Source organism: Shewanella corallii (genome assembly GCF_023349125.1).
Taxonomy (GTDB): Bacteria; Pseudomonadota; Gammaproteobacteria; order Enterobacterales; family Shewanellaceae; genus Shewanella; species Shewanella corallii.
Genome location: NZ_JAKIKT010000002.1, coordinates 796963 through 811107, shown reverse-complemented (window position 1 = coordinate 811107; position 14145 = coordinate 796963). Strand labels below are relative to the sequence as shown.

Genomic DNA, 14145 nt, shown 5'->3' with positions numbered 1-14145 from the left:
TGTGTCATTTGATTACTTATCCAGAAATAATACGGTCATCCATTGATTAGGCCGGATAAAATCGGGCGCTAATATTACATAAGAGCGAATTAGTGTGGATACGAATTAGTGAATAATGGAATTAGCGTCACAAATTATTATTGTTTGGCAATTAAAAAGTAATGAACTGCAATTAGCAGTGAAATAAAACAGTCCCGTTAAATTAACGGGACTGACAGGGTAATCAGAATGACAGGAACAGGCCGACCACGGTTGCAGACAATAGGTTTGCCAGGGTGGCTGCGAGCAGCACCTTCATCCCTACAGAGGCAATAAATCCGGATTTTTGTGGGATAAGCGTACTCATAGCCGCAACTATCATGGATACAGAGCCGATATTGGCAAAACCACACAGGGCAACTGTCAGTACGGCAATGGATTTTTCAGCCATCATCTGCCCGTTTATCAGGGTTTCACCACTGATATAGGGGGCAAAACCGGCAAAGGCGACAAACTCATTGAGTACCAGCTTCTGGGCGATAAAGTTACCGCCGACATTAGCCTCGTGCCAGGGGATGCCAATCAGCCAGGCGACCGGCGCAAACGCCATGCCCAACAGCATTTCCAGCGTGACATTCTCAACCCCGACCTGACTGCCCGCCCAGCCCAGAATGCCATTGACCATCGTCATTAAGCCGATACAGGCGATTAGCAGGGCGCCAATGATAACCGCGATATAAAGGCCGGATATTGCCCCTTTGGCAATCGCATCGATAAAGTTGGTGGGCTTCTCAGCGTCAGGCAACTGGGGGACTTGGGTAATGGGTTCCTCTGTCTCTGGCAGCAGCAGTTTGGCAAACAATAAACTGGCGGGCGCTGACATAAAACAGGCCATCACCAGATACTTGATATCTACGCCCAGTCCCGCCAATCCCGCCAGAATTGAGCCCGCGATAGAGGCTATACCGCCAGTCATCATGGCAAAAATTTCTGATTTGGTCAGATGGGGTAAGAAGGGCTTAACAAATAAAGGCGCCTCTGTACCGCTGCAAACTGTGTTGGCAATGGCATTCATGGACTCGGCGCGGGAAGATCCCAGGATTCGCTGCAAGCCGCCACCCAGAATACGGATAAACCACTGCATTACCCCCAGATAGTGCAGCAGGCTCAGCAAGGACGAGGTAAAGATAATGGCCGGCAACACCTGAAATGCAAAGATAAAGCCCAGGTTGTCGACCTGATACGTGACCAGGTTGCCAAATACAAACGCAATGCCTTTGGCTGCATAGCCAAGTACACTGGATACCGCATTGGCGACGGCCAGCAGCACCTCTGAGCCGAAATCAGTAGCCAGCACAAAGCCGGCCACTACAACTTGAATACCGAGTGCAGCGGCAACTGTTCGCCAATTAATATTGTGTCTGGCCTGGGAGCAGAGATAGCCCACAGCCAACAGGGCTATTATACCCAAAAGAGATTGCAACATGGAGAGTACCTAACAGTAGGGAATAACGAGCACATCCTTGCAAGAGAAGAATAAAAACGAATTCAGTTTGAAAAAACATCGTAAAAAGTCATTTAATTACAGTTTTTATCTTATAAAGCGATTGCCGATACTTATTTGGTAATTAACTTCTATAAATATCTGCAGAGTTTTATTTCTCATATTTATTAGTTGCCAATCTGCTTCCTTTTTGGCGGCGGGAATATGCCAGTACTGGATGATTTAAAGAATGTAAAAATAAGTGAAATCAAATACTCCTCACAGATAAGCGGCTGTCGGCCAGGTCACCACTTGCAAAGAAGCTTGGTGTTAAGTGACTGTATTATGCTTGCCGCCTTGTTGAATCTTTTTATTGAATGTTAATGCAAATGTTTATCATTTGTATTTGATTGTGTATAGTAGCCCTCGCTAAAGTTTGGGCTGAAGGCCAAAGACTTGTGGTTTCAGCCTGCCGATAAATCGAAAAATAGGGGGAGGTATGAAACTTACCAGGGTGGCAGCGAGTTTATTGCTGGCCATAATGCCGGCAACTGTACTGGCTGAAGACAAACCAAAGGATGACAACACGATTACTACGGCCTTGGATGAGATCACAGTAACAGCAACCCGAACGGCGAAAACGGCGTTGGATTCATCTCAGGCGATCAATGTTATCACCAGCGAGGAAATTGAGCGTAAGCAGGCCAATACCATGTTTGAGGTGCTGGATATGGTGCCGAATGTGACAGCCACGGGCGGGCCATTTGTGACGGGTGGTAAGTTTGGCATTCGTGGTTTTGACGATGCTGAAGATGTAATGGTGACTGTCGACGGTGCCGTTCAGACCTTTGAGAAGTACCGAATGGGAAGCTTCTTTGGCGATCCTGAGTTGTTCAAAACGGTCAGCATCAAGCGTGGCCCATCGACCGTATTGCACGGTGCCGGGGCCTTGGGTGGCGTCGTCCAGGTTGAGCTCAAAGATGCCGGTGATTTTCTGGGCAAGGATGAGCAAGCCGGAGCCAAGGTGAAACTGGGTTACCACAGTAATAATGAGCAGGAAAACGGCACTGTATTTGCCTATGCCCGCCCGCTTGATTCCATTGATTTGCTGGCGGCGTATATTAAACGCGACAGTAAGGATTTTGAATTGTCCAATGGTGAAACTCTCGACAATTCGGCGGTCAAGAATGATTCCTGGTTGCTGAAAGGCGAGTTTTACCCGTCGGACGATCAGGCCATCAGTCTGAGCTATACCAAGCTGGATGATGCTCAGCGTACCGAGTTTAATACCACAGATGAAGGCGCCTGGGGCACTGTGTACCGGGAGGTTACTCAGGATGTGGCTAATCTGAGTTATGAACTCAGCCCGGAAGACTCTGATTATATCGACCTGCGTGCCAGCCTGGGTTACACCCAGAGCCATGTCACTGAGTCTGATGGCTCTGGATTCCTGAAGGATTTTATCGGCATTGAGTCCCGTTATGAGTACAACATACTGACACTGGATCTGGTCAACAACTCGCAACTGGGCTCCCATCTGCTGACCTATGGTGTGCAGTACACAGATCAGGAGCGGATTGGTGAGAAAACCGCGCTGCCCTGTGTGTCCTACGACCCAATGACAGGACGATGTACAGAGTATGGCTCAACGCCTGTGACGTCAGAGATCAGCTCTCAGCCAGGTGGCGATCAACGCAGGCTGGGGATCTATCTGCAGGATGAATTCAACTGGCATCAATGGACGCTGATAGCCGGTGTCCGCTATGAGCGCTATGAGTCTGAGCCCACAGATGCCTTCGCCGCCAAATTTCCAGATCTGGATACCAAGATAGATCATGACCAGTTTGTGCCAGCGGTGTCGCTGAGTTACCAGGTCACAGATTACCTCAAGTTGTTTGGTAACTATCAGCAGGGGTTCAGAGCTCCTTTGCTGGACGAGCTGTATGACGAATATCAGGGGCGGGTTCCATCCTTGTCTTTGGATGTCGAAAATAGCAGTAACACTGAATTTGGTGCCGCCTCATCCTTTGATAATATCTGGGCTGACAGAGATGCTCTGAACGCCAGACTCATCTACTTTGATACCCGAATTACCGACGAGATCGTCAGTAACACAGGTGCTGACAATCCGCCACCCGGACAGCGTTATGCCAATCTGGGAGAAAATGACAGAGACGGTATTGAGTTTGAACTTAACTACCGTACTCCGGATTACTTTGTCGATTTGAGCTACAGCACCATAGATGGCGAAGATGAAGCCGGTGAGCCATTGTGGTTCCTGCCGGCAGATAAGCTGGCTGTGTCCCTGGGGACTTATCTGTTTGATGATCAGGTCAGGCTGTCGACTCAGGTACTGTTTGTGGATGACAGACAGGTGCAGGTCTATGACCCTGCCAGTCGTCGTTATGTTGAGCAGACCCATGAGAATTACACTCTGGTAGGTCTGTATGCCAACTGGGATATCACCGACTGGCTGGCGGTCAATGTCGCCGTGGATAATCTGTTTGACGAGGAGTATCAGGTGTTGGCCGGCACTGGTGGTGGTTTGGGGAATTATGGCCTGGGACGCAACATTAAGACCGAACTGGCCTTTACCTTCTGATAGCCTAAAAAATCTGACAGCCTGGAAAAAGCCCTCCGATTGGAGGGCTTTTTACTTTGCCGGATGGCGTTGTAACCTTTACGCGACAGAGGTCATAGTCCACCGCGGGTCAGTTTGGCCGGATCCAGCAACACCAATAACTCTTCCCGGCTGAGTTGGGTTTCTTGCGCTGCCACATCAATCACAGGGCGATTTTCGGTATAGGCCTTTTTGGCAATTTCGGCAGCTTTAAGGTAACCAATAACCGGATTCAGAGCTGTAACCAGAATCGGGTTGCGTGACAGTGACTGGTTGAGTTTATCTTCATTCACTTTAAAACCGGCAATGGCCTTGTCTGCCAGCAACAAGCAGGCTTTGGTAAGCAGCTCGATACTCTGTAGCAGGTTGTCTGCCACCACAGGCAGCATGACGTTGAGTTCAAAGTTTCCGGACTGGCCGGCAATGGTGATTGTGGCGTCATTGCCTATCACCTGAGCGGCCACCATACAAACAGATTCCGGAACTACCGGGTTGACCTTGCCGGGCATTATCGATGAGCCGGGTTGCAGTGCTTCCAGTTCAATTTCTCCCAGTCCTGCCAGAGGGCCGGAGTTCATCCATCTCAGATCATTGCTGATTTTCATCATGCTGACGGCGGTGGCCTTGAGCTGCCCTGACAGACTGACCGCAGTATCCTGGGTGGAGATACGACTGAACAGATTCCCTGCGGGATGGAATTTGAGTCCGGTTTCCAGATTCAATTCCTCGCAAAAGCGGCTGCCAAACTTGGGGTGGGCGTTAATGCCTGTCCCTACCGCAGTACCGCCCTGTGCAAGAGTCTGCAGCTGTGGCAACTGCTCCACCAATCTGGCGACATTTTGTTCCAGCTGATCTGCCCAGCACAGCAGGCTTTGGCTCATGCGTACCGGCATGGCATCCATCAGATGAGTTCGGCCGGTTTTAACGTACTTATCCACCTCTTCTGACTTCTGCAAAATAGTGCGGGTGAGGTGGGTCAGAGCTGGCAACAACTGGTTTTCCAGAGCGATGGCGGCACTGATGTGAATACTGCTTGGGATGGTGTCGTTGCTGCTTTGGCCAAAGTTAACATGGTCGTTGGGGCTGACAGTCTGACCCAGCTTGGCTGAGGCCAATGTCGCCAGCACTTCATTGGCGTTCATATTACTGCTGGTGCCAGAGCCGGTCTGGAACACATCGACCGGGAAATGTTGCATCAAATCGCCGCTGTCTCTGAGCTCATCGGCGGCTTCTGCAATGGCTTCACACAAGGGCGCCGGCAGCAGTTCCAGCTTGGCATTGGCCCGGGCTGCTGCAGCTTTGGCCAGTAGCAGGGCTCTGATAAAACTCTCCGGCATGGTGCGGCCACTGACTGGAAAATTATTGATGGCACGCTGGGTTTGAGCGCCATACAGCGCATGCCTGGGAACCTCCAAAGCCCCCATGCTGTCGGTTTCAATTCTGGTTTCCATACTTAGTTACTCAGTGGTGATTATTGATGTAAAGCGGTGCGGCAATATTGGGTGGTGAGCCTCAGCTCCACCAGCAGGTTGCGCAGGTGAGCCTGCTGTCTGGCTGTGCTGGCCAGGCGGGACAGCCCCTGCAGAGGCCGATAGATATTATCCAGGCACCAAAGGCGCCAATGCGGTGGGTTCAGGTCATCCGCCAGGGTGTCGAGCAACAATTGATACTGTGCCTGAAACAGTACTCTGGCCGCCTCCATATCATTATTCAGGCTTGTTTCCTCGGCGCTGAGCCAAAGTAGCACCAGCCCGGGATTATCTTCCTCAGTGGCATAGCGGACTTTTTCTCTCAAGGCATTGATGGCGGGATCCTGATGTTGGAACTGACTGAAACGAGGTCGACATGGGTGCATCTTGTTTTACGCTTGTTGCAAATGATAATTAATATCATTCAACATATAAAGTGGTGTAATGTCAAGGGGAGAGAGGTGCAGATCCCGCTGGCACTATGGCTTGTGTCGCAGTAAGCTTGCTTTTTTTGATAAGTCGAGAGTTTTAAAATGAAACTGGACAAAGTAGATAACAAGTCCCGCCGCCTGCGTAAGAAGCTCTATCTGGGTGAGTTTGCCGTGTATGGTTTTCAGCTGCAAAGCCAGCTGACCTGCGATGCTGAGCAGGAATATGACGAGTTCACTGATGAGCTGATGGCGCTGTTGGAATCCCGCGAATTGTGCTGCGTATGTGGTGCATCCAACGGCGTATGTGACGCCATTATCATGCCGGAAACCCGCTATGGTTCTCCTTCCGAAGAAGACCGTCAAGTATTGAATGACTGGTTGAAAGGGCACGCTAAAGTGACTGAGTTTCAACTGGGCGAGCTGCTTGATCTGACCTACGGCGAGTTTGCTGATTTCAGTTAATGGATGAACCGCTTAGGTTTATGACAGGGCTCCTCAGGGAGCCCTTTTTGTTAGCGCTGACAATTGGCTCTGCTTCTTCAGGTCACTCAGGCTGAGGGGGCGGAAGGCCTGAGCTGTGGGGTGAGCTTTTGACTGTGAAGGGTTGAAACAGGGTTACTCCCTGGGCTTGCCAAATCGGAACTTCTCAATCATTTCCAGCAGATCCGTAGATTGCTGTTTTACCTCTTCGAAGTTTGCATTTACCCGCTGCAGCATAGCAGCGCTTTGTTGATTGGTTGTCTCAACGCTACTCATGGCGTTATCAACAAACTGCACCTGCTGCTTCTGCTCCTGCATCGCCTGCATCACTTCCTGGACATTATCTCGGACATTGCTGCTTGAGACAGTAATCTGCTTCAGCAGCTCTCCTGACTCTGTGACCAGCCTGGTGCCTGACTCCACCTTTTCCAACGAATCTTCAATCAGCTCTGAAATTTCTCTGGCAGCTCCTGAGCTTCGCTGAGCCAGCCCCCGAACCTCTCCGGCGACGACACCGAAGCCCCGCCCCTGCTCACCGGCTCTGGCAGCTTCAACTGCTGCGTTCAACGCCAGCAGGTTGGTGGTGAAAGCAATTTCATCAATAACGCCAATAATATTGGACATACGATCACTGGCTGCGGAGATCTCTTTCATTGCCTCAATAACATCTTCAACAACCTGTTCACCACTGGCCGCAAATTCATGAGCCTGTTGGGACAGCTCGCCGGACATACGGGTTTTATCCAGGGTGTTTTCGATAGAAGAGTGCATTTGCGACGTGGCGGCTGAGACGTTTTCTACCTGACTGAGCTGGGCATTGATCTTATTGTCCAGCACTGACGTTTGTTTGGCTGCAGACAAGCTGGCTTGATCCAGCTTTCCTGTGACGGCAGAAACTTTAATGATGGCGGCTTCTATAGTGGCGACAAACTGGTTGAAGTTGTTGCTGATATCCGACAGTTCTTTGACCTTGGGAGCACTCAGTCGAACCGTTAGATCGCCTTCACCCCTTGCTATGTTTTCAAGTGCCTGAGAGAGGCCATTGAGGCAGTTGGTGATATAGCTGGCCACAACAAAACCCATCACCAGAACAAACAGTATGACCCCGGTACTGATAGATAGCAGTAAGGATCTGCTTTCCCGTGAATCTTCCAGAGTGGAGCTGTTGATCTGCTGGCGGGAGTCAAGCACCTGAGCTTCAACCTTACCAAACACTGTATCCAGCTGTTGACTGGATGAAGAGGCCTCGAAGATAAGGTTGACTATCTGCTCGTCTATGGACAACAACGCCAGCTTTCTTTGGTAGATGGAGTCCTCATCACCGAAAGCAATGGTCACAACCTCCAGAAGCCGTTTATCTATATCCGCCAACAGTGCGCTGTACTTGGTTGAGCTACCAATATCTTTGTCCACCAGTTTCAGTAGAGAGTTCAGTTCGTCGATGGCTTGCACTGCCTGGTTATTCTTGATGCTGAGCAATTCATCGATGCTGCTGGTACTGAACAACTCCCAGGTGATGGAGATAAGATATTGAGAGGTAAAGCTCAGTTTTTCTATATTGGCGAGAGACTCGGATTGCTTGCTTCCCAAATAGTTATTGGTGGATTCAAACAGCTTTCTGGCACTGTCTGGGTCATTTTCATCAAAACCTGAGGCTGCCAGTCTTTTCAATCTGCGCTGCTGCAACCCGATAGAGAGCCTCGTTTTTCCCTGGAGTTTGGACAGGGCTTTCTCCAGTTCCGCAGCGCCTGAATTAAAGCTATTCTGCAGCGAACTTAACTGCTGTTTTTGTTCGAGATATTCCGTCTGTCTGACGGCAATATTCTCAGTGTCGGCAAACAGCTTGTTGAAGGAAGAGCTCAACCTGGACATCTGTTGCTTGTCTTCGAGAGCTTTTCCCAACTTTGAGGAGGCTAAGTCAAATTGCTGTTTTAAAGGTTTCGCCGGTGGCAGGCTTTCAAGCTCAGCCATCTGTTTAGTGGAGGTGATGTTACTGATGCGGGTAAATAGCCCATTGACTGACTTATTAGCCGAAATAATGGCTTCCTGTGCACTGGAGATGGTTGAGATCTGATGTATCCCCTGCACGTTTTTTTCGGACATCATCATAGAGAATGCCAGCAAAACGCCCGTTGCTCCCAAACTGGTAAGCACCAGAAACAGCATCAGACCTTTAATGGAGATGAATCTTGCTTTGCCGGCAGTCTTCATAAGTGACCTCATTCAGCGTGACTAAGGCTAAATATCAGACCAATCCAGTACCACGTACTCGCCGTTTTTGATCCTGGTGGGCCATACCTGATCGCTGGCCTGATGCTTGTCTTCACTGAGGGACAGTGGGACGCCTATACCCATATCAAACTGATTCAGACTGTTCAGTCCATCGACAATGCTCTCAGGAGAGCTGACGCTATTGGCATTCTGAATCCCCATCACCAGCATTTTGGCTGCAAGATAGCCTTCAAGAGAGAGGAAGCCGGGTGCGACGCCATTACCATACCTCTGCAGATCGCTGCGAAACTCCTTCACGGTATTGAGTGATGAATTAAAGTGAGGAACCACCTGAGTAACGATAATGCCCTCGGCTTGATCTCCCAGTTCCTGCTTCAGGGGAATGCTGCCTACAAAGGAAACGTTTAAAAACAGGGCGTTGGGTAACTCCTCTTTCGCCAGCTTAATGAATTCAGCGCATGGCTTATAAGCCCCAACCATAATGATGGCTCTTGGCTCCACGTCGGCACTCAATACGGTTAACAGGCCCTCTTCGACATTGGTGGTGTTTCTTTGATAACGCCCATGAGCCAGAGAGTCAGTATTACTGAAACCATTGCGTTTCAGCGCATTAACGCCACCGCTGTAACCTGCATCGCCATAGCCATCTTTTTGGGTAAAGAAGGCGATCTCTTCCGGTTTAATTCCCTGAGCCAGCAGGCCATCAATCATGGCTGCGGTTTCCTGAGCGTAGCTGGCCCGATAGTTGATGACGTAGCGATCCGGTGGGTCTTTGCGCAGCAGACCTGCACCGGTAATGGCACCAATCAGTGGCGTTTTCATTTTGTTGGCAATGGGGACTGTTACCACGGCAGTTGGCGTACCAACATTCCCCAGAACTGCAAATACACTTTCCTTTTCAATAAGCTGCTGCATATTATCGGCGGCTTTATCCGGCTCATATCCGTCGTTCAGTGCAACCAATTGCAGGGGTTTGCCATTGATCCCTCCGGCAGCATTAACCTTACCGAAATAGCTTTCGACTCCTGCTTTTACATTGGTCCCCAAACCCTGAGCCGGGCCTTCCAATGCCGTCGACATACCAATTTTTATAGTGTCAGCCTGTGCCTGAGGGAAGCTGGCCGCTATCAGGGTAAATACCGATAACAGCAGAAATGATACCTTTGGTTTCACGCTGCACAGTGTACTCAGAAGTCCTAGGTTCATACCGGGTAAGCCTTATGTTGGATAAAGTACTGTAAATATAGAACATAGATATGGAACTGGGAGTTGGACTTCTGGCTGCAGGATGTCAGTGCCGAATTGTTTGCTGGATAGTCGTGAGGAGTTTGTTCCTAACTGGCTGATTTTTAGCTGATTGAAGAGTTGTTCGGTATTGAGGCTGACTGAACGCAAGATTAACGTTAACTGTTGGCACCTGTGATTAGTTCAATAATGTTAGCGACTTCTAATTTTTGTCATTTGTCAGTGGTATCAAAGGGCAACGGGGGCTATTGTGCCGCCCAATTCCTGCTGTTGATGAGAAAACACAATGAAAAAACTGATTGCTTTGTCTGCTTTAGTACTGGCAGCACTGAGTGCTGCAGCCCCTGCAATGGCTGATGGTCATATCACTTTGGGTCGTACTATTCTGTTGGAAGATGGTCGTCATGGTGCCAAGATCCCACTGCTGGTTTGCCGCAATACCGATGCCATCAAGATCAAGGCTGAGCGTAAAGCACGTCTGCGTAAGGCGGTATTTACTTTCCGTAATGGCGAAACCCGTACCATCAACTTCTATCGCGACCTGAAGAAGAACGAGTCTACCGACTGGCGCAAGTTCGCTTACAAGCGCTGCGTGAAGAGCATTGAGGTGTTCGGTGAGGCTAAAGATGGCAGCGCCGGTATCAAGGTACTGGGTCGCGATTAATTTCTTGCAAGCCAGATACCAAAAGCCGGAGCGATTGCTCCGGCTTTTGTATTTAAGGCTAGCTTTGCTGGATTTTAGTCCGCATCACCCAAAGACAGCAGGGTGGCATTACCGCCAATGGCTGTGATGTTGTTGGTGCGGGTTTTCTCTGTCACAAAGCGGAACAGATAGTGTGGACCACCGGCTTTGGGACCGGTACCGGACAGTCCGCGACCGCCAAATGGCTGTACACCGACGACAGCACCTACCTGATTACGGTTGATGTAGACATTACCCACATTCAGGCGATCAGCCAGCTCCCGGGCAAAGGATTCATTGCGGCTGTGAATGCCGAATGTCAGACCATAGCCGGTGGAGTTGATCTCCTCTACCACTTTGTCGATATCTTTGGCTTTGTAGCGCACCACGTGCAGGATTGGACCAAAGTGTTCCTTTTCCAACTGAGTGATGGAGTTAATCTCAACCGCAGTAGGCGCAACAAAGTGACCATGCTGGCACTCTTCAGTCAGGTTTACGCTGTGGATAAGCTTACCTGTGGAAGAGATTTTGTCGATATGCGCGTTCAGATTGGTTTGCGCCGTGGTGTCGATTACCGGACCAACGTCGGTTTTGAAGGCGCCAGGGTAACCCAACTGCAGCTCATCCATTGCGCCTTTAAGCTGCTCAATAATGCCTTCTGCTATGTCGTCCTGCACATACAGTACCCTCAATGCCGAGCAGCGCTGACCTGCACTGGTAAAGGCGGAGTCTTTGATGTCCTGGACCAGCTGCTCAGGCAGGGCAGTTGAGTCGACAATCATGGCATTCTGGCCACCGGTTTCAGCAATAAATGGCACAATGCCGCATTTACGCTGAGCCAGGGTGATATTAATACGTTGAGAGGTCTCAGTAGAGCCGGTAAATACCACCCCGGCGATACGCTCATCTGCGGTCAGTGTTGCGCCCACTGTGGCACCGGTTCCCGGCAGGAACTGCAGCACTGATTCGGGAATACCGGCTTCATGGGCCAGCTGTACCGCACGATATCCAACCAGGCTGGTTTGCTCAGCAGGCTTGGCTATTACTGTGTTGCCTGTAGCCAGCGCCGCGGTGACCTGACCCAGGAAGATCGCCAGCGGGAAGTTCCATGGACTGATACTGACATAGACGCCGCGGCCCTGAAGGAATAGCTCGTTCAACTCTCCGGTGGGACCCGGCATCAGAGTTGGCTCAGCCATCAGCTTCTTGGCCTGAATGGCATAGTAACGACAGAAGTCCACTGCTTCGCGCACTTCATCAATACCATCCTGCAGGGTCTTGCCAGCTTCCCGGGTACACAGAGCGATCAACTCTTCGCGATTTTCTTCCAGCAAATCCGCCAGTTTCTGCAGTGCATTGGCACGTTCTTCAACTGAAGTGCGACACCAGCTTGGATAGGCTCGTTGAGCGGAATAGATCGCCTGCTCAATTGCTGCGTCATCGGCAAAGGCAATGGTTCCGACCTTTTGGCGGGTATCGTAGGGGCTGAGGACATCATGCACTGTGCCGGAGACGGTCTCACCATCGATCAGCGGGCCTGCATGCCATTGCTGCTGTTCATATTTCTCAAGTGCCTTGAAAAAGGGCTTTGCTTCAGATTGGATATTCATATTCAGTCCCTTGGAATTTTTACGTCCTGCGCCAAAGATATCCGCTGGCATTGGGATCCGGTTATTGGCCAGAGTTTTATAGGTCTTAAGTCTGGTCACCGGGTGCTCGACCAAACTGTCGATTGGGGTTTTGGGGTCGACCAGCTTATGGACAAATGAGGTATTGGCGCCGTTTTCCAACAAGCGTCGTACCAGATATGGCAACAACTCTTTATGGGCACCGACCGGCGCATAGATACGTACCTGAGCGTTATGGCTCTCTTTCAGGTAGGTGTCATACAGTTCCTGGCCCATGCCATGCAGACGCTGGAACTCATAGTGTCGGTCGCCTGCCATATCGATAATGCTGGCAACACTTTGGGCATTGTGGCTGGCAAATTGAGGGAAGATGGCACCTTTGGTGGCATCGCTCAGCAGGTAACGGGCGCAGGCCAGATAAGAGACATCGGTACCGGCTTTACGGGTGAACAATGGATAACCGCCTTCACCACCTACCTGTGACCATTTAATCTCGCTGTCCCAGTAAGCGCCTTTTACCAGACGGACCGGGATCTCATCGCCCTGCTCTTTGGCCAGTCGGGTCAGCCAGATCAGTACCGGCAGACAGCGTTTGGAGTATGCCTGTACGACAATACCCAGCAAACTCCAACCTCTTGCTTCTTCAGAGTTGTACAGCTTCTGGAACAGTTTCAAAGACAGTTCAAGCCTGTCCGCTTCTTCCGCATCAATAGAGATTCCTATGTCTACTGAGCGCGCCAGTTGGATCAGTTTGATGACAGTGTTGTACAGCTCTGTCAGTACTCTATCTTCATTGGCGACTTCATAGCGCGGATGCAGGGCAGAAAGCTTGATAGAGATGGTTGGGCGGGGAGCATAATTAGTGTCGTAGCTATAGCTGCCCAGCTCTCTAATAGCATTGGCATAGTCATTGAAATACTTGTCGGCGTCAGCTTTGGTCAGGGCCGCTTCACCCAGCATATCGTAGCTGTGGGTATACCCCAGCTCACGGTTGTCTTCGCTGTTTTTCAACGCTTCCTGAATATCCCGCCCCAGTACAAACTGTTTACCCATAATCGTCATGGCAGCGTACATGGCCTGGCGAATCACAGGCTCCCCCATCTTGTTGACCAGACGGTTCAACATATTACTTGGGGTACCGTCGACCTTTCTGTCCAGCTTGACCACTTTCCCAGTAAGCATCAGCCCCCAGGTCGAAGCATTAACCAGCATGGAGTCGCTCTTTTTAAGGTGCTTATCCCACTGGGCGCCTGAGAGCTTATCTTCGATCAGCGCATCAGCGGTTGCAGAGTCGGGGATCCGCAACAAAGCCTCGGCCAGACACATGAGGATAATGCCTTCCTGGGTCTCCAGACTATATTGCTGGAGGAAAGCATCAATCCCTACCATCAGGCCTTTCTTCTCAAACTGGCGAACCTTGGTCACCATTTGATGGGCATTGGCAGTGACTCGACGAATATCATCATCACTTGAAGGAACCATAGTCAGAAGCTCTTTAAGATAGGCTTCTTCGTCCACTATGTAGTTATTGGTTATTGCTGTGAACAGCTCATCCAGAGTGGCACTGTCATAACGACCACTCAATACCTCGCTTGCTTTAAACATAGGAAAGTATCCATCGCCAAAAAAAATCTATAAAAACAGCAATGTAGCCAATGTGTTTTATTTTTGTATACAATATTACATCGTACGAAAAAAATTATACTATGAAAATGTGAGCTGTGGCACACCTTGTGTTTCAGATTTGAGGTTGGGCAGTGGAGGATTTGTAAATTTTTGGATACAGGCAAGGATATGACTGCTATTGAAGTCTAATGCCGACAATCTGCCATGTATTAAACAGAATTCACTGAAACTCAGATTTGACGGGCGTAACATGGGGCTTCTTTAGCCGCA

The 14145-nt window shown here is 50.0% G+C and carries 9 protein-coding genes; 3 read left to right on the top strand and 6 right to left on the bottom strand.

The window, feature by feature from the left end:
- Nucleotides 1-223: 223 nt before the first annotated feature.
- The gene (locus L2725_RS08850; protein WP_249248603.1) at nucleotides 224-1465 is read right to left on the bottom strand and encodes a NupC/NupG family nucleoside CNT transporter; all 1242 of its coding nucleotides are present in this window, start codon (nucleotides 1463-1465) and stop codon (nucleotides 224-226) included.
- 496 nt (nucleotides 1466-1961) lie between these two features.
- Between L2725_RS08850 and L2725_RS08845 the strand changes: the two genes are divergently transcribed.
- Complete coding sequence (locus L2725_RS08845) at nucleotides 1962-4064, top strand: TonB-dependent receptor domain-containing protein (protein WP_249248602.1); 2103 nt, start codon at nucleotides 1962-1964, stop codon at nucleotides 4062-4064.
- Nucleotides 4065-4156: 92 nt separating this feature from the next.
- On the opposite strand, the gene L2725_RS08840 is transcribed toward L2725_RS08845, so the two are convergent.
- The gene (locus L2725_RS08840; protein WP_249248601.1) at nucleotides 4157-5533 is read right to left on the bottom strand and encodes a class II fumarate hydratase; all 1377 of its coding nucleotides are present in this window, start codon (nucleotides 5531-5533) and stop codon (nucleotides 4157-4159) included.
- A 20-nt stretch (nucleotides 5534-5553) separates the two neighbouring features.
- Nucleotides 5554-5937 (bottom strand): hypothetical protein, encoded by a 384-nt coding sequence (locus L2725_RS08835; protein ID WP_249248600.1) that lies wholly within the window; start codon nucleotides 5935-5937, stop codon nucleotides 5554-5556.
- Nucleotides 5938-6084: 147 nt separating this feature from the next.
- Here L2725_RS08835 and L2725_RS08830 point away from each other — a divergent pair, with 147 nt between their 5' ends.
- On the top strand, nucleotides 6085-6444 hold the full coding sequence (locus L2725_RS08830) for a 50S ribosome-binding protein YggL (RefSeq protein WP_249248599.1): 360 nt from the start codon (nucleotides 6085-6087) through the stop codon (nucleotides 6442-6444).
- A 153-nt stretch (nucleotides 6445-6597) separates the two neighbouring features.
- Here the strand turns inward: L2725_RS08830 and L2725_RS08825 are convergent, their stop codons facing one another.
- Nucleotides 6598-8673: a methyl-accepting chemotaxis protein gene (locus L2725_RS08825; protein WP_249248597.1), complete on the bottom strand. Its 2076-nt coding sequence runs from the start codon at nucleotides 8671-8673 to the stop codon at nucleotides 6598-6600.
- 27 nt (nucleotides 8674-8700) lie between these two features.
- Entirely contained in the window at nucleotides 8701-9900 is a 1200-nt protein-coding gene (locus tag L2725_RS08820) for an ABC transporter substrate-binding protein (protein WP_249248596.1), read from the bottom strand.
- A gap of 325 nt (nucleotides 9901-10225) precedes the next feature.
- On the opposite strand from L2725_RS08820, the gene L2725_RS08815 reads away from it, so the two are divergent.
- A complete protein-coding gene (locus L2725_RS08815) occupies nucleotides 10226-10603 on the top strand; it encodes a DUF2541 family protein (protein WP_249248595.1) in 378 nt (125 codons plus the stop codon).
- Nucleotides 10604-10677: 74 nt separating this feature from the next.
- On the opposite strand, the gene putA is transcribed toward L2725_RS08815, so the two are convergent.
- Nucleotides 10678-13854, bottom strand: a complete 3177-nt coding sequence (gene putA, locus L2725_RS08810) for a bifunctional proline dehydrogenase/L-glutamate gamma-semialdehyde dehydrogenase PutA (protein ID WP_249248594.1) — start codon at nucleotides 13852-13854, stop codon at nucleotides 10678-10680.
- Nucleotides 13855-14145 lie beyond the last annotated feature (291 nt).

Excerpts from the sequence above, each read along its gene's own strand:
- L2725_RS08830 (WP_249248599.1), top strand. The coding sequence starts at position 6,085 with ATGAAACTGGACAAAGTAGATAACAAGTCCCGCCGCCTGCGTAAGAAG.
- L2725_RS08815 (WP_249248595.1), top strand. The coding sequence starts at position 10,226 with ATGAAAAAACTGATTGCTTTGTCTGCTTTAGTACTGGCAGCACTGAGT.
- L2725_RS08845 (WP_249248602.1), top strand. The coding sequence starts at position 1,962 with ATGAAACTTACCAGGGTGGCAGCGAGTTTATTGCTGGCCATAATGCCG.
- L2725_RS08820 (WP_249248596.1), bottom strand. The coding sequence starts at position 9,900 with ATGAACCTAGGACTTCTGAGTACACTGTGCAGCGTGAAACCAAAGGTA.
- L2725_RS08850 (WP_249248603.1), bottom strand. The coding sequence starts at position 1,465 with ATGTTGCAATCTCTTTTGGGTATAATAGCCCTGTTGGCTGTGGGCTAT.
- L2725_RS08835 (WP_249248600.1), bottom strand. The coding sequence starts at position 5,937 with ATGCACCCATGTCGACCTCGTTTCAGTCAGTTCCAACATCAGGATCCC.
- L2725_RS08840 (WP_249248601.1), bottom strand. The coding sequence starts at position 5,533 with ATGGAAACCAGAATTGAAACCGACAGCATGGGGGCTTTGGAGGTTCCC.
- L2725_RS08825 (WP_249248597.1), bottom strand. The coding sequence starts at position 8,673 with ATGAAGACTGCCGGCAAAGCAAGATTCATCTCCATTAAAGGTCTGATG.
- putA (WP_249248594.1), bottom strand. The coding sequence starts at position 13,854 with ATGTTTAAAGCAAGCGAGGTATTGAGTGGTCGTTATGACAGTGCCACT.